Origin of the sequence: Psychroflexus halocasei (genome assembly GCF_900107595.1) — a bacterium.
In the GTDB taxonomy this organism is placed as follows: domain Bacteria; phylum Bacteroidota; class Bacteroidia; order Flavobacteriales; family Flavobacteriaceae; genus Psychroflexus; species Psychroflexus halocasei.
In genome coordinates this window covers 97,710-113,706 of the sequence record NZ_FNQF01000007.1, presented here as the reverse complement: position 1 = coordinate 113,706, position 15,997 = coordinate 97,710, and the positions used below count along the sequence as shown (strand labels likewise).

General features: G+C 34.1%; 12 protein-coding genes. 5 read left to right on the top strand and 7 right to left on the bottom strand.

The window, feature by feature from the left end; translation table 11 throughout:
- Positions 1-112 precede the first annotated feature (112 nt).
- From folE to lgt, 4 genes are read left to right on the top strand one after another with little or no spacing between them, the layout of a single operon-like run.
- Positions 113-790, top strand: coding sequence for a GTP cyclohydrolase I FolE (folE, locus tag BLV84_RS09650; protein ID WP_093244468.1), 678 nt, complete (start codon positions 113-115; stop codon positions 788-790).
- A 9-nt stretch (positions 791-799) separates the two neighbouring features.
- Complete coding sequence (gene cysS, locus BLV84_RS09645; protein WP_093244467.1) at positions 800-2,287, top strand: cysteine--tRNA ligase; 1,488 nt, start codon at positions 800-802, stop codon at positions 2,285-2,287.
- Positions 2,284-2,535 (top strand): membrane protein insertion efficiency factor YidD, encoded by a 252-nt coding sequence (gene yidD / locus BLV84_RS09640; protein ID WP_093244466.1) that lies wholly within the window; start codon positions 2,284-2,286, stop codon positions 2,533-2,535. Before cysS ends, yidD begins: the two co-directional genes overlap by 4 nt.
- An 11-nt stretch (positions 2,536-2,546) precedes the next feature.
- Positions 2,547-3,362 carry a prolipoprotein diacylglyceryl transferase gene (lgt, locus tag BLV84_RS09635; RefSeq protein WP_200796271.1) on the top strand — a complete coding sequence of 272 codons (816 nt, stop codon included), beginning with the start codon at positions 2,547-2,549 and terminating at the stop codon, positions 3,360-3,362.
- A gap of 346 nt (positions 3,363-3,708) precedes the next feature.
- On the opposite strand, the gene secDF is transcribed toward lgt, so the two are convergent.
- From secDF to gyrB, 4 genes are all read right to left on the bottom strand, one after another.
- Complete coding sequence (gene secDF, locus BLV84_RS09630; RefSeq protein ID WP_093244465.1) at positions 3,709-6,729, bottom strand: protein translocase subunit SecDF; 3,021 nt, start codon at positions 6,727-6,729, stop codon at positions 3,709-3,711.
- A gap of 179 nt (positions 6,730-6,908) precedes the next feature.
- On the bottom strand, positions 6,909-7,835 hold the full coding sequence (locus tag BLV84_RS09625) for a malate dehydrogenase (protein WP_093244464.1): 927 nt from the start codon (positions 7,833-7,835) through the stop codon (positions 6,909-6,911).
- Between the two features lie 30 nt (positions 7,836-7,865).
- Complete coding sequence (locus BLV84_RS09620; protein ID WP_093244463.1) at positions 7,866-8,876, bottom strand: DUF6588 family protein; 1,011 nt, start codon at positions 8,874-8,876, stop codon at positions 7,866-7,868.
- Between the two features lie 12 nt (positions 8,877-8,888).
- The gene (gene gyrB / locus BLV84_RS09615; protein WP_093244462.1) at positions 8,889-10,829 is read right to left on the bottom strand and encodes a DNA topoisomerase (ATP-hydrolyzing) subunit B; all 1,941 of its coding nucleotides are present in this window, start codon (positions 10,827-10,829) and stop codon (positions 8,889-8,891) included.
- A gap of 179 nt (positions 10,830-11,008) precedes the next feature.
- On the opposite strand from gyrB, the gene BLV84_RS09610 reads away from it, so the two are divergent.
- Positions 11,009-11,548 carry a DUF2911 domain-containing protein gene (locus tag BLV84_RS09610; RefSeq protein WP_093244461.1) on the top strand — a complete coding sequence of 180 codons (540 nt, stop codon included), beginning with the start codon at positions 11,009-11,011 and terminating at the stop codon, positions 11,546-11,548.
- A 63-nt stretch (positions 11,549-11,611) separates the two neighbouring features.
- Here the strand turns inward: BLV84_RS09610 and BLV84_RS09605 are convergent, their stop codons facing one another.
- From BLV84_RS09605 to rimO, 3 genes are all read right to left on the bottom strand, one after another.
- A complete protein-coding gene (locus BLV84_RS09605) occupies positions 11,612-13,003 on the bottom strand; it encodes a pyridoxal phosphate-dependent decarboxylase family protein (RefSeq protein WP_093244460.1) in 1,392 nt (463 codons plus the stop codon).
- A gap of 12 nt (positions 13,004-13,015) precedes the next feature.
- Entirely contained in the window at positions 13,016-14,623 is a 1,608-nt protein-coding gene (bshC, locus tag BLV84_RS09600) for a bacillithiol biosynthesis cysteine-adding enzyme BshC (protein ID WP_093244459.1), read from the bottom strand.
- 70 nt (positions 14,624-14,693) lie between these two features.
- Positions 14,694-15,995, bottom strand: a complete 1,302-nt coding sequence (rimO, locus tag BLV84_RS09595) for a 30S ribosomal protein S12 methylthiotransferase RimO (RefSeq protein ID WP_093244458.1) — start codon at positions 15,993-15,995, stop codon at positions 14,694-14,696.
- Between the last annotated feature and the right edge of the window lie 2 nt (positions 15,996-15,997).

Below are 15,997 nucleotides of genomic sequence, written 5' to 3'. Positions count from 1 at the left end.
AATAAATAAAAGTGAAAGAATGGTTAATCTTTTTTGATTAAAACAACTTATTAGGAATCATTCGAAATTAAAGCGTAAAAAAATTATCTTTGCAGCCTTATATGACATAATAATGAGTGATAATAAAAATACAGAATTCAACGATAATATAGGTGATAATCATGTTGCCACATGCACAGAAAACCCTTTAAAGCCTGATGCTTTTGCGATAAGTGATGACAAGAAAATTGAACTTATCCAAGATGATGTCAAAAAAATTCTTGATACTTTAGGAATGGATTTAAACGACGACAGCTTGAAAGGCACTCCTAAACGTGTTGCTAAAATGTTTGTTAATGAAATTTTTTCTGGTTTAAATCCTAAAAACAAACCAAAAGCCTCTACTTTTGAAAACAATTACCAATATGGTGAGATGTTAGTTGAAAAAAACATTACAGTTTACTCTACTTGCGAACATCATTTGCTTCCTATTATTGGTCGAGCGCATGTGGCTTATATTTCTTCTGGTCGCGTGATCGGTTTATCTAAAATGAATCGTATTGTTAATTACTTTGCTAAAAGACCGCAAGTACAAGAGCGTTTGACAATGCAAATTGTAAAAGAAATGCAAGAAGCACTTCAAACGGAAGATGTTGCATGTGTTATTGATGCAAAACACCTTTGTGTTAATAGCAGAGGTATTAGTGACATTGAAAGCAGTACAGTGACTAGTGAATACGGCGGAAAATTTAAAGACAAGCTTGTTAAAAAAGAATTCTTAGATTACATTAAATTAGACACCAAATTTTAAAGCTTTAAAATGAAAAGATACGAAACTCAAGAATTGAAAATCTACAATTCAATTAAAGGTGAAAAAGAAGTTTTCAAACCTATAAATGACGGCATGGTCGGGATGTATGTTTGTGGCCCAACGGTTTACAACAACGTCCATTTAGGAAATTGTAGAACTTTCATTTCATTCGATCTCGTTTTTCGTTATCTCAAGCATTTAGGCTACAAAATTAGATACGTCAGAAACATTACAGATGCAGGACATTTAGAAAATGACGCTGAAGAAGGTGAAGACAGAATTGCCAAAAAAGCAAGACTTGAAGAGCTTGAGCCAATGGAAATTGTTCAGAAGTATACCATTGACTTTCATGATATTTTGAGTCTATTTAACAATATCCCACCTAGCATTGAGCCAACTGCGACTGGACATATCGTTGAGCAAATAGAAATTATTAAAAAAATTATTGATAATGGATTAGCTTATGAAGCCAATGGGAATGTTTATTTTGATGTTTTAAAATATAATGAAAACAATCATTATGGCATTTTAAGTGGTCGAAAAATCGAAGACCTTATCGCAAACACTCGCTCATTAGCTGGACAAGAAGAAAAGAAAAATCCTCAAGACTTTGCTTTATGGAAGCGCGCAGAACCTCAACACATTATGCGCTGGCCTTCTCCTTGGGGCGTTGGTTTCCCGGGTTGGCATATCGAATGTACTGTTATGAGTAGCAAGTATTTAGGTGATTCATTTGATATTCATGGTGGTGGTATGGATTTAAAATTCCCACATCATGAATGCGAAATTGCTCAAGGAAAAGCAGCTAGTGGTAAAGATCCAGTAAATTACTGGATGCACGCAAACATGTTGACTTTGAATGGTAAAAAAATGGCCAAAAGTACTGGAAATAATATTTTACCTCGTGAACTCTTTACAGGTGAAAATACCAATTTATCTAAAGCTTACGCGCCATCTGTTGCGAGATTCTTTATGCTTCAAGCAAATTACAGAAGTATTTTAGATTTTTCTGATGAAGCATTACAAGCTGCTGAAAAAGGCTTTCATCGATTGATGAATGCGTATCAAGATATCGAATTATTAGAGTCAAGCGCATCATCATCTTTTGATGTTAAGCAATGGAAACAATCATGTTATGATGCAATGAATGACGACTTTAATAGTCCGATTTTAATTGCACAACTTTTCGAGGCCGTTAAATTTATAAATTCAGTAAAAGCTGAAAAAGCAAGGATAAGCAAAGCCGATCAAGAACTTCTAAAGCAAACTTTATCAGATTTCATTTTTGATGTTTTAGGTTTAGAAGAAACTGAAGAAGCAAATAATGATGATACAGAAAAAATTGATGGCTTAGTGTCTATTTTGATTAAAATCAGAAATAAAGCCAGAGCTGATAAAGATTTCACAACAGCTGATACTGTTCGTGATCAATTAATCGAAATGGGAATTGAACTCAAAGACGGGAAGGATGGTACGACTTATAGTTTAAAATCATGAGAATCCTGAAGGCTTTTATCAAATTTTTACTCAAGTTTTTTATTAAAGGCTATCAATTAATCATATCTCCTCTTTTAGGTCAAAATTGTAGATTTCAACCTACATGTTCACACTATACGAAAGAAGCTATTGAAAAGCACGGGATTCGTCGTGGATTACAATTAGGCATTCATCGTATTTCAAAATGTCATCCTTGGGGAAGTTCAGGTTTTGATCCTGTTCCTGAAAATAAAAATAATTTAAAATAATAATTTAAAATATGATGTTACACGCAATTACTTGGGATCCTTCATTAGGAATTGAACTTGGCTTCATCACAATACGTTATTACAGTCTCATGTTTCTTGTAGCTTTTGTTTCTGGATGGTACATCATGAAATATGTTTTTAATAAAGAGAATATTGATGAAAAAAAATTAGACAGTTTATTTATTTATACTGTTATAGCAACACTTTTAGGAGCACGATTAGGTCATGTCATTTTTTATCAAAGTGAGTTGATATTTGAAGACCCACTCTCTATATTTTTACCTTTTCAATTTGTTCCAGAAATAAGATTTACTGGCTTTCAAGGTTTAGCAAGTCATGGTGCGACAATTGGGATTGCAATAGCTATGTATTTATACAGCAAGAAGATTTTACATAAAAAGATCACTTGGATTTTAGATCGCGTCATTTTACCCATTTCTTTTGGTGCGATTTTTATCAGAATCGGAAACTTCTTGAATTCAGAAATTGTAGGAGAACCAACTCAATCGGATTACGGAGTTATTTTTACACAATTAGGAGAAACTTTCCCTAGACATCCAGCTCAACTTTATGAAGCTGTTTCATATTTGATTTTATTTATCATTTTATGGTTTTTATATAATAAAACAAAAGTCAAAAACATCAGCGGATTTCTCTTTGGAGTTTTCTTTACTTTACTATGGACAATCAGGTTTTTTGTTGAATTTATCAAAGAACCACAAGTCCCAGAACGTGCTGATTGGCTTCTCAACACAGGACAACTCTTGAGTTTACCAATGCTTATTATAGGTTTAGTGATAATTATTATATCTTATAAAAGGAAATAAAGAAAATTAGCCTTACATTTTAAGAACCATTTGATTAGACATAGCTATCAAATGGTTTTTTTTATTTAAAAACTATTGATAGCACCTTCTAAGCATCAAACAAAAGTCTTTTGATAATTTAAAATTAAGTATTGCAAAAGAATCACTAAACAAGCTTTTCATAGCCTGAAAGCGTATACTACGCTTAAAGATTAAATCTCAATATAAATCCATAATAATGATTAATATATTGCGATGTATAAACTCAATGATTTTAAAATAAGAATGATCACCGTTAATGATATAAAAAAAGCTTGTTCAAAATATTGAACAAGCTTATTCATTAAAACTTTATTTCTTAGAAAGATTAACTGACTGTTTGTGCTGAGTCTTCTTCTTGGAGTTCGTCAGCTTTATTCGAGTTAGTTAAATCAATTCCTTTCTTTTTTACAGTATCAAACATAATTGGTGTTGCGATAAACACTGAAGAATATGTACCAACAATCACACCGATGATTAAGGCAAACATAAATCCACGGATACTATCTCCTCCAAAAATAAATATTGCTAATAATACAACAAGTGTAGTTAAAGATGTATTAACCGTACGGCTAACTGTACTACTTACTGACGTATCAATAAGCTTACGCATTGGCCAAGATGTATGTTCGTTAAAGTATTCACGAACCCTATCGAACACAACAACCGTATCGTTTAGAGAGTAACCAATAACGGTCAGAATTGCAGCAATAAATGCTTGATCAATTTCTAAACTAAATGGTAAAACACCGTATAGTAATGAGAACAGACCTAATACAATAATAACATCATGCGTGACCGCTACAACAGCACCTAAACTAAACTGCCATTTTCTAAATCTAATTAAGATATAAAGGAAAACAACAAATAAAGATCCAAATATAGCATAGAAAGAGGCCGTTTTAATATCATCAGCAATTGTAGGACCTACCTTAACGGCAGACATAACTCCTAGTTTAGCTTCAGCATCAACTGTATTTTCTACACTAAATTGAGCATAAGTTAAATCAGCTGGTAAATATTCTTTTAAAGAGCTATAAAGTTTCTCTTGAATTTCGCTATCAATTGCATCACCTTCTTCATCAATTCTGTAATTCGTTGTAATTTTCAATTGGCTATCAGCACCATAAGTTTTAGCTTCGATACTTTCAAAAGTTTCCAATAAATGGTTTTCAACTTCAGTAGGATTCACACCTTGATCAAATCTAACAGTGTAAGTTCTACCTCCAATAAAGTCAACACCTTGGTTTAATCCTTTTGTTGCCAAAGAACCAATACTCACAATTAAAGCGATTGCTGAAATGATGTAAGCAACTTTTCTTTTAGACAAGAATTTAATGTCGACATTTTGAAAGAAGTTCTTAGTCACTCCAGTTGAGAAGGCTAAAGATTTTCCATTTTTACCATAACCATCAATCAATAAACGTGTGATGAAAATTGCCGTAAATAGTGAAGTTAAAATACCTATTAATAAAGTTGTCGCAAAACCTTTAACTGGTCCAGTACCAAATGTCAATAAGATAATACCTGTTAATCCAGTGGTAACGTTTGCATCTAAAATAGAAGACAATGCGTTTCTGAAACCATCTCTTATCGCATCAGCTTGTGCTTTTCCTTTGTAAAGCTCTTCTCTGATACGCTCAAAAATAAGAACGTTTGCATCAACAGACATACCAATTGTCAGAACAATACCTGCAATACCTGGTAAAGTCAGTGTTGCACCTAAGCCAGATAAGACACCAAAAATTAAAAGAATATTAAGGATTAACGCGACATCAGCGTAAAGTCCTGCTTTACCGTAGTAGAAAATCATCCATAAAAGAACAAGAACCAAAGCAATCATAAATGAATTGATACCACTATCAATCGCTTCCTGACCCAATGAAGGTCCAACAATTTCACTTTGCACAATGTCAGCTGAAGCAGGTAATTTACCAGCTCTTAAAACATTTGCTAAATCTTGCGCTTCTTGAATTGTAAAGTCTCCTGTAATCTCACTTCGTCCACCAGAGATTGCTCCTGAAGAAACACCCGGCGCTGAATAAACAACATTATCAAGAACAATTGCAATTTGAGTTCCTTGAGCAGATGCACGACCTGTCATGTCTTCCCAAATTTTAGCACCTCTTGCATTCATCTGCATACTCACTGCAACACTTCCAACTTGGTTGTAAGTTTGTTGAGCATCAGTAATAACTGAACCGCTTAATTGTGGTTCATTATTTCTATTATTAATCAATGCATAAAGGTCAATAAACTCGCTATTTTTAGCAGGCTTACCCCACGCAAATTGTAAAAATTTCTTATCAGAAGGCAAAGCGCTTTTAACTTTTGGCATTGCCAAGTATTCATTCACCTTAGCCGTATCTTTCATCGCAAATGTTGCAACAACTGGACCTTCTTGAGCCCCTAAGTTTGCAACTAAGCTTAATAAAGGATTAGATTTAGAGAAGTCTGTTGAATCTTCAGATGAAGATAAAAGCTCTTCTAAATCTTCTTCTTCAGCTTCAGTAGCTTCTGTTTCTTCTTTTAAAGCTTTAGTATCTTTTAATGATTCCGCTACAATCTGATCAGCAGTCATGATATATTGTTGAACTTCTCCAGCTTTATAAACATCCCAAAACTCTAATTGAGCTGTACTTTGTAATAAAGTTTTAATTCTAGATATATCTTTCGCTCCTGGCAACTCAACAAGAATACGACCAGAGTCACCTAATCTTTGAATATTAGGTTGAGCAACACCAAACTTATCAATACGCTCTCTTAAAACCTCAAAAGCTGATGTGATACTTTCATTGATTTTACGTCTGATAATAGGCTTCACCTGATTATTAGTCATTTCAAAATTGACTTCATCAGCTAATGCTTTTGTCCCGAAAATATCAGGAGAAGCTAGCTGAGCACCTTCAATCTTATCAAACTCTTCAAAGAAAAGCTCAAGATAATTATCTTGACTATTACTTCTTCTATCACCAGCATTAGAAAGCGCTTCATTAAATTTAGGATCTTTTGAATCATTTGAAAGTCCTCTTAATAAATCTGGAACAGAAATTTGTAAGATAACATTTATCCCTCCTTTTAAATCTAAGCCTTTGTTGAGTTCTTTCTGTTGTGCAGTTTCGTAAGTAACACCGGCAAATACAGGTTCTTTAGCGACAGAATCTAGATAATTCTTAACTTCAAGATCTCTTTTTACAGCATAGTTTTCAACTGATTCAGGAATTTTGTTTTGTGCAAATTCTTCTGCTTTACTTTCAACATTGCCTGCAATAAAAGTGAATGAAAGTTGGTAAATACTTACCAATCCAAACAGTATCGCAAACAATTTTATTAATCCTTTGTTTTGCATTATTTATAAATATTAGTGTACTTGTATTAAAATCGGACAAATATAGGGTTTCAATAGAGAAATGACAATTATTTTTTTAAAGATAATTTAAGAAATTCAAAACGTGATTTTTTGAATTTTTCTCTAAAATAAAAAGACCCGAATCCTCAATGAATTCGGGTCTTAAACTCTATTTGTTTTTAAAGTTCAAGAAGTTCATTTGTTTTCTTAACAGCTTCTGCACTTTCTTTTAACTTATTTTTCTCTGCATCATTAAGGTCAAGTTCAACGATTTTCTCGATACCATCTTTACCTAAAATAACTGGCACACCGATACAAAGATCATTTAATCCATACTCACCCTCTAAATATGTAGAGCAAGGAAACATTTTCTTTTGATCACATGCGATGGATTGAACTAAAGCTGATACAGCAGCACCAGGCGCATACCAAGCACTTGTTCCTAACATTTTTGTCAATGTTGCACCTCCAACTTTCGTATCTTCAGAGACTTTCTCCAAACGCGCATCATCTAAATATTCAGTAACTCTTACACTATTTCTAGTAGCAAGACTTGCTAACGGAACCATACCTTTATCGCTATGACCACCGATAACCATTCCCTGAACATCAGAAGAAGGGCAATCTAAAGCCTCAGCAAGTCTGTATTGAAAACGCGCGCTATCTAAAGCTCCACCCATACCTATGATTCTATTCTTAGGTAAATTGATTGTTTTATGCGCTAAATAAGTCAATGTATCCATTGGATTACTCACAACAATTAAAGTAACATCAGGAGATTGTTCAACAATTTTTGTAGCGACTTCTTTAACGATCCCTGCATTAATACCGATAAGCTCTTCTCGGCTCATACCTGGTTTGCGAGGAATTCCGCTCGTAATAACAGCGATATCACTATTTGCAGTTTTAGAATAATCATTTGTAGAACCAACGATTTTCGTATCAAATTTATTTAATGATGCAGTTTGCATCAAATCCATTGCTTTTCCTTCTGCATAATCTTCTTTGATATCTAAAATAACAACTTCAGATGCAAAATTTTTAATTGCAATATACTCGGCACAACTAGCACCAACTGCTCCTGCTCCTACGACTGTAACTTTCATATTATAATTGTTTTTATGTTATGTTAATATTTAATTTCCAAAACTTAGTCCAACACTTAAAGTATTAAAGTCTTGAACACTATATGCGGCATTTAATCTTACAAAACCTAATTTCAATCTTGCACCAACTAAAGCTTTAAAACTATTGACATTTGATTTTACTGAAAAAGGATCTTTAAATTTGCCTAAATCTTGTATATCTTGAATACCTTCATTAAACTCATAAGTTCCTTTCATGGCCGTTGTTGCTTTACCAGAAACGTAGCCTAGACTTCCATAAAAATTAATGATTGGCAGTTTAGTTGAAACAATAGCAGCATAATGCCAAGAATTGATATCAGCATCAATTAATTGATCATCATAATCTATAAAAATTGGACTTATTTTTGTTAAATCATATGAGCCTTTTAATTTTGTATAACCTATAAAACCTGAAATGCCAACAGGTAAATGCTTCATAAAAGGCACCCACTCTGTAAATTCATGTTGTATGCCAAAGCCGTATAAACTTGCCTCAACATCAGATGTTTTAATTTCTGGGAGAAATCGAACTTTAGCTTCAAAATGATAAGGTAAACCCATGCTAAACTGTGCATAAGCGCCTGGCATAAAGTCAATATTTTCTGAAGATAAACCTTGAGGTAGCTCAAAATTGACGAGACCGTTAGTTCCATCAACTAAAACACTAATATCAGTTTCGTTAGCTCCTAAAGCTGAAGCAACTTGAAGAGATTGAGCACCAGAAGCAAAGCTGATGTTATTATAATCACTGGTATTCATGGTAAAACTTCGACTTTCATCACTTGTAAATGACATATTACCAGCAATTGTAATTTCGAATTGAAAAAGTGATTTAACTTCACCTGAAGTGTACCAATTGTTACTCATATTATTAATCACAGCATCAGTAGCTGGTGAGAAATAACCTTGAGCAAATGTCTGGGCATCTTCGATACCGGCAGACATAAACTCAACTAATTCATCTTGCGCTTTAGCTTTTACACTGAAAAAAATTAAAAATAATAATACATAGACTCTCATAAATGGTGGATTTTACGCATCAATGTTGGCGTAAATCGCATTTTTCTCAATAAATTCACGACGAGGCGGCACTTCATCACCCATTAACATAGAGAACACACGATCGGCCTCTCCGGAGTTGTCCACAGTCACTTGTCGTAAAATACGATGCTGAGGGTTCATGGTTGTATCCCAAAGCTGTTCTGCGTTCATCTCACCAAGACCTTTGTAGCGCTGGACACTGACACTGGTTTTGTATTCTTGAACAATTTCGTCCCTTTCCTTTTCGCTCCACGCATATCGTTTTCTATTTCCTTTTTTGATTAAATAAAGCGGTGGCGTTGCAATATAAATATGCCCTGCTTCAATTAATTCCTTCATATATCTGTAGAAAAATGTCAAAATAAGTGTTGCAATGTGGCTACCATCCACATCGGCATCACACATAATAACAATTTTATGATATCTTAATTTTGATAAGTTTAATGCTTTTGAGTCTTCCTCCGTTCCTACGGTAACACCTAAAGCTGTGTAAATATTTTTGATTTCTTCGTTTTCAAAAACACGGTGTTGCATCGCTTTTTCAACATTCAATATTTTACCTCTTAATGGTAAAATCGCTTGAAATTCACGATCACGACCTTGTTTTGCAGTTCCACCCGCCGAGTCACCCTCGACAAGAAAAACTTCACATTTTTCAGGATCTTCCTCTGAGCAATCTGACAACTTACCCGGCAAACCTCCACCGCTCATCACAGTTTTTCTCTGCACCATTTCACGCGCTTTCTTAGCGGCATGACGTGCTTGTGCAGCTAAAATCACTTTCTGAACAATTGTTTTTGCATCATTCGGATTTTCCTCCAAATAGATTTCTAACATTTCTGAAACCGATTGCGATACTGCTGAAGAAACTTCTCTGTTTCCTAATTTGGTTTTCGTCTGCCCTTCAAATTGAGGGTTGGCAACCTTAACAGAGACAATTGCTGTCAAGCCTTCTCTAAAATCATCACCTGCAACTTCAAACTTTAACTTGTCAAGTAAGCCAGATGAATCAGCGTACTTCTTTAAAGTTGACGTTAATCCTCTTCTAAAACCTGATAAATGCGTTCCTCCTTCATGTGTGTTGATATTATTCACATAAGAGTGTAAATTTTCAGCGTATGAATTATTATATATCATCGCGACTTCAACAGGAATATCATTCTTTTCGCCTTCCATAGAAATCACATCTCCGATGAGTGGCTCTCTCGTTTCATCCATAAATCGGATAAATTCTTTCAAGCCTTCTTCAGAATAAAACTCTTCTCTTAAAGATTCACCATTTTCGTCTTTTTGACGATGATCAGTAATACTGATTTTAATGCCTTTATTTAAGTAAGCTAATTCTCTTAAACGGTTCGCAAGTGTTTCAAACTTATATTCTACACTGTCTTGAAAAATTTCAGGGTCTGGCAAAAAAGTAACTTCAGTTCCGTAAAGTTCTGTTTTTTCTGTAGGCTTTACAGGATAAAGCGGCTTTCCTTGCTTGTATTCTTGTTCCCAAATTTGTCCGTTTTTAAAAACTCTAACATGCGTGTGTATAGAAAGAGCGTTAACAACAGAAACGCCAACACCGTGCAAACCACCAGAAACTTTATAAGAATCTTTATCGAATTTACCTCCAGCACCAATTTTAGTCATAACAACTTCAAGTGCTGAAACGCCTTCTTTCTTATGTATATCTATAGGAATACCACGTCCGTTATCATTTGTAGTAATTGAGCCATTTTCATTAATAATCACATCGATTTTATCACAATGGCCTGCCATTGCTTCATCAATCGAGTTATCTACTACTTCATAAACCAAGTGATGCAAACCTCTAATACCGACGTCACCAATGTACATCGATGGTCTCATCCTCACATGTTCCATGCCTTCCAAAGCCTGAATACTATCCGCAGAGTAATTATGCTTCTTAATCTCTTCGCTCATAATTTATTTTTAAAATCACTCACAAATATAAGCAAACTGAACGTCACTTATTAACTTTAGTTGACCTAAATCTCAAATTAATCTAACTTAAGAAGTTAACTTTACCACAGGTTAAGTTTTTAACAATAAATCAAGCTTGAGTTTTAATATTTTCGATTAAACTTGTAAAAAATATGACTATGAAGAAAAGTATTCTCCTTATCCTATTTGCTTTTAGCATCAGCAGTCTAAGCTTTGCTCAAGATTTTTCAGATCTAGACAAAAGCCCTATGGATGCCGTCATTGTTAGAAATAAAGATAACTCCCCTTTGGTAAGAATTATTTATTCTAGACCTCAGAAAAGAGGGCGAGAAATTTTTGGTGGTTTAGTTCCCTTTGATGAAGTTTGGCGAACAGGTGCCAATGAAGCGACGGAAATAACTTTCTATGACGATGTCAATTTTGGAGATAAACACGTGATGGCTGGGACATATAGTTTATTCACAATTCCGGGAAAAGAAAAATGGACGATCATCATCAATGAAATGACAAACGCTTGGGGCGCATATAATTATGAAAAAGAAAAAGATGTGATTCGTGTCAAAGCTAAAGCCAATCAAACCGCAGCATCTGTTGAAAAATTCTCAATCACTTTCAGACCTCACAGCGATGGCGCTCACTTACTCATAGGTTGGGATGATACTTATCTTGAAATCCCTATCACTAATAAAAACTTATAACTAAAAAGCTCAAAACGGAAATGTTTTGAGCTTTTTAAATTTACATTACAAATAACACTTCTGCTATTCAATCATTGTTTTTAAAATGTCTTCAATATCCTTTTCTGTTGTATCAGGGTTGATAAAGCAGAATCTTGCACAAGTTTCATTTTCCGCATTGGTAATCCACTTAGTAGGAGTTACCAAAGCAAAACCTTCACTGTGATTTTTATAAGTCCAGTCGCGATAATCTTCAGCTGTCCATCCTATTCTTCTGAATAAAACACAAGATAAACCTGGCTCTCTTATCAATTCTACATGCGGCTGTTGTTTGATTTGTTTTGCAGCATTGTTTGCCAAACTTAAACCTCGCTCAATAGCTTGTGTATATTTTTCCGTACCGTGCATGGCTAAAGAAAACCACAACGGCAAGCCTCTTAAACGACGTGTTAATTGAATTTGATAATCTGAAGGATTAAAACCTTGCGCACCTTCATCTTTAAAAATATCCAAATAAGCACCTTTTTGAGAATGCGCATTTCTTGCCAATTCCATATTTTTATAGATAATCGCACCACAATCATAAGGTGAGAACATCCATTTATGTGGATCGATCGTTACAGAATCAGCTCTTTCAATACCATCAAATAAATGACGTACTGATGGCGCTGCTAAAGCTGCACCTCCATAAGCTGCATCAACGTGAAACCACAAATTTTCGCGTTCACAAATGTCTGCAATACCTGACAAATCATCAATTATTCCAGCATTAGTTGTGCCTCCAGTTGAAATAACAGCAAAAAGTCTTTTTCTATCAAATTCACTGAGTTCAGAAATACATTTATCTAAATATTCTCCTGTAAGTCTATGCTCATTATCATCATCAATTGTAATAATATCTGCATCAATCACCTTTGCCATTGACTTAACTGATGAGTGTGCACCTTTAGAAGTGATCATCAAGGCTTTTAAACCTTGATTATTTTCATCTAAATCCCTCCAATATTCACGCGCAGCAATCATTGCAGAAAGATTTGCGGAAGTTCCTCCACTCGTAAAAACACCAAAAGAATCTTCTGGCATACCTGTTAGAGACACAATCCATTTCATCGCTTGGTTTTCACAGAATATACCGCCTCCTCCTGTCATCCAGTATGCACCGTGAATACTTGCTGCAGATGTGACTAAATCAAATAAAATTGCAGCTCTTGTTGGCGCCGCAGGAACAAATGCCAAGTGTCGTGGATGATCTACTGGAACTGCCGCTTTGACAAGTGTATCTCTAAAAAGTTCGAATGCTTTCTCTCCACCAATACCTTCTTTAGTTATCGTTTCACCAACCAAATCTAAAAGATCTTGTTCTTTTTTTGGCTTCCCTAACTCTGGAGATGTATTTGAAATACGGTTAATTGCATATTTCATAATATCTAAAGTCATTTCAACCGTTTCTAGGTCGATGGAGTGCATACTTTTCATATAGTTTAGTTTTTAAGTATTGTAAACATTCAGACGAATACAAGCAAATTCCCCTGAAAGTGGTTTTAAATTTTCTTTTAATATGTCAATAAAATCAGGTCCACAATCTGCATAAACCTCACTAAAATTGAGGGTTCTTTCTTGCAAACCTTCATCAGGAAACAAAAGATCTTGAATAGATAAAACACGATTTATTTCATCCTTTAACTTTCGCTTTTGGGCTTTTAACAAACGCTTTTCTAGATGTTTCAATCCGTTGATTTGTTTTTGTTCTTGAGCAGCAACGGCACCTTCAAAAGATTGATCTGTGCGATGCGCCAATTGATGCAGATTTGAAAACTGATCTTTTAAGTGCTCGATTTGCTGACTAAAATCTATTTTGATATCAGTAATTTGGTAAGTTCTTTTGTCTGCCAATTGATTTGGTGATAAAAATAAATCAGATAAATTAAGGTCAAGGTTTTTCATCTTTTTCTCTGTTTTATCTGAATAAAGCATCACTGAATTACGAAGTAATAATATTGGAAAAGGAATGTTTTGTGAATCAAAATAAGATTTAAGCTGCAACCAATAAGCCAACTCTCCACCTCCACCGATATAACAAATATTAGGCAAAATCTTTTCTTGGTAAAGTGGTCGCATGATGACATTTGGAGAAAAACGTTCTGGATGATTTTCCAGTTCTTCTAAAAATTCATCTTTTGTAAAACGTATATCTGTATCAACAAGCTGAAAATGATTCTCCTCTTGAACAATTCTTAAACGTTGATTTTCTTTTAAATAAAAAAGATTAATTTCTCTTGGATTAACTTGCAACTTATAGCCTTTATCTGCTAATCTTTCAGATTGCTCTTCAACACAATCAGAAGCTTTTTGTTGTAACAAATCAGTTTTCATTTCATCAATAAACAAACGTTTCAAACTTGATTTCTGAGGCTCGATAACAACCAAACCATAAGATTGAAACAACTGATTGACGAGATAAAATGTCGCTTCAAATAAAGTAGAATGTTCTAAATAGGCTTTCTTAAAAAGTTGAACTAAATCTTGTCCACGTTTTGAATTTCCAAAAACTTCTTCTAATTCAGGGATTAAATCTTCAAGTGTTTCTGTGTTAAACTCTCCAACAGCGCCAGATTGATCAGAATTCCATTGAATTTTTTTCCTTTTAAAGTTGAAAAAATTGATTTCATCAAAATCATGATCTTCTGAAGCCATCCAATAAATAGGAACAAAATTCTTATCAGGATATTTTTCATTCATTTCTTCTGCTAAATTCAGCGTAGAAATGATTTTATAAATAAAATAAAGCGGTCCTGTAAATAAGTTTAACTGATGACCTGTCGTTATCGTGAATGTATTTTCAAAAGATAGAGCTTCAATGTTATCTCTGGTTTTCTGAGAAGTTTCAGCATAAGCGTATTGACTTTTTAAAGCATCAACAAGCACTTCTCGCGATGCCTTTAAATATGACTTTCCTTTTTGAATGGCTTGCTTTTCAAGATTTTCATAAGAGGGAAAATTTGAAATAAATTCTTTAAAGCTCTCGCTTTGCTCTACATAATCGTAGACAAGTTCTGAAAAATGTTGCGTCTCACGATATTTAAAACAGTCAATCATAGAAATAGATTTACTACAAAAATAAAACACCTATTCAAGAAGCTTACAAATTAAAAGTTAATTCATTTTTTTAAACAGGTTCACCATAAAGATCAAAATCTTCAGCTTCGGTAATTTTCACCATTGCAAAGTCACCGACCTTTAAGTAATGATCTTTTGCATCTACACGAACTTCGTTATCAACATCAGGCGAATCGAACTCTGTACGACCGACGAAGTAATTTCCTTCTTTTCTATCAAAGATACATTTGAAGGTTTGTCCAATTTTTTCTTGATTGAGTTCCCATGAAATTTGAGATTGAATTTCCATAATTTCATTAGCACGTTGCATCTTGACATCTTCAGGAACATCATCTTGTAAATTATAAGCATGCGTATTTTCTTCATGAGAATAAGTAAAACATCCTAAACGTTCAAATCTCATTTCTTTAACCCAAGCTTTCATCTCTTCAAAATCTTCTTCGGTTTCTCCCGGATAACCAACAATTAGAGTTGTTCGAATTGCCATACCTGGGACAACTTCTCTAAATTTATGAAGTAATTTATTCGTTTTTTCTTTAGTTGTTCCACGACGCATAGATTTTAACAATTTTGTAGAACTATGCTGTAACGGAATATCAATATAATTACAAACTTTAGGTTCATCTCTTATCACATCAAGCACATCAACTGGGAAACCTGTAGGAAATGCGTAATGTAAACGAATCCAATCAATACCTTCAACCTCAGCCAGTGCTTTAAGAAGTTCTGCTAAATTTCTTTTTTTATAAAGATCTAAGCCGTAATAAGTTAAATCTTGTGCAATAAGTATCAATTCCTTGACACCGTTTGCAGCTAATTTTTCAGTTTCCTGAACTAGTTCTTCAATAGGTTTTGATTTGTGACCACCACGCATCAATGGGATTGCACAAAAAGAACAAGGTCTGTCACAACCTTCTGCAATTTTTAAGAAAGCATAGTTTTTAGGTGTTGTTGTCATACGCTCACCAATTAACTCGTGCTTATAATCTGCACCTAAAGCCTTCAATAAAGCTGGCAAGTCCGTTGTTCCAAAATATTGATCAACGTTTGGAATCTCTTTTTCTAAATCAGGCTTATATCTTTCAGATAAACAACCAGTCACAAAAACTTTCTCAACTTCACCTGCTTCTTTTTGTTGAACAAAATCTAAAATTGTATTGATTGATTGCTCTTTTGCATTATCAATGAAACCACAAGTATTGATGACGACAACATCACCTTCTTGCTCATGAGCAACATCTTTTTGATTAGCTTTAAGCTGCCCCATCAAAACTTCTGAATCGTAAACATTTTTGCTACAACCCAAAGTGACAACATTGATTTTATTTTTCTTGATCGATTTTGTTCGCATAA

Excerpts from the sequence above, each read along its gene's own strand:
- BLV84_RS09625 (WP_093244464.1), bottom strand. The coding sequence starts at position 7,835 with ATGAAAGTTACAGTCGTAGGAGCAGGAGCAGTTGGTGCTAGTTGTGCC.
- BLV84_RS09610 (WP_093244461.1), top strand. The coding sequence starts at position 11,009 with ATGAAGAAAAGTATTCTCCTTATCCTATTTGCTTTTAGCATCAGCAGT.
- rimO (WP_093244458.1), bottom strand. The coding sequence starts at position 15,995 with ATGCGAACAAAATCGATCAAGAAAAATAAAATCAATGTTGTCACTTTG.
- gyrB (WP_093244462.1), bottom strand. The coding sequence starts at position 10,829 with ATGAGCGAAGAGATTAAGAAGCATAATTACTCTGCGGATAGTATTCAG.
- yidD (WP_093244466.1), top strand. The coding sequence starts at position 2,284 with ATGAGAATCCTGAAGGCTTTTATCAAATTTTTACTCAAGTTTTTTATT.
- BLV84_RS09605 (WP_093244460.1), bottom strand. The coding sequence starts at position 13,003 with ATGAAAAGTATGCACTCCATCGACCTAGAAACGGTTGAAATGACTTTA.
- secDF (WP_093244465.1), bottom strand. The coding sequence starts at position 6,729 with ATGCAAAACAAAGGATTAATAAAATTGTTTGCGATACTGTTTGGATTG.
- lgt (WP_200796271.1), top strand. The coding sequence starts at position 2,547 with ATGATGTTACACGCAATTACTTGGGATCCTTCATTAGGAATTGAACTT.
- BLV84_RS09620 (WP_093244463.1), bottom strand. The coding sequence starts at position 8,876 with ATGAGAGTCTATGTATTATTATTTTTAATTTTTTTCAGTGTAAAAGCT.
- bshC (WP_093244459.1), bottom strand. The coding sequence starts at position 14,623 with ATGATTGACTGTTTTAAATATCGTGAGACGCAACATTTTTCAGAACTT.
- folE (WP_093244468.1), top strand. The coding sequence starts at position 113 with ATGAGTGATAATAAAAATACAGAATTCAACGATAATATAGGTGATAAT.
- cysS (WP_093244467.1), top strand. The coding sequence starts at position 800 with ATGAAAAGATACGAAACTCAAGAATTGAAAATCTACAATTCAATTAAA.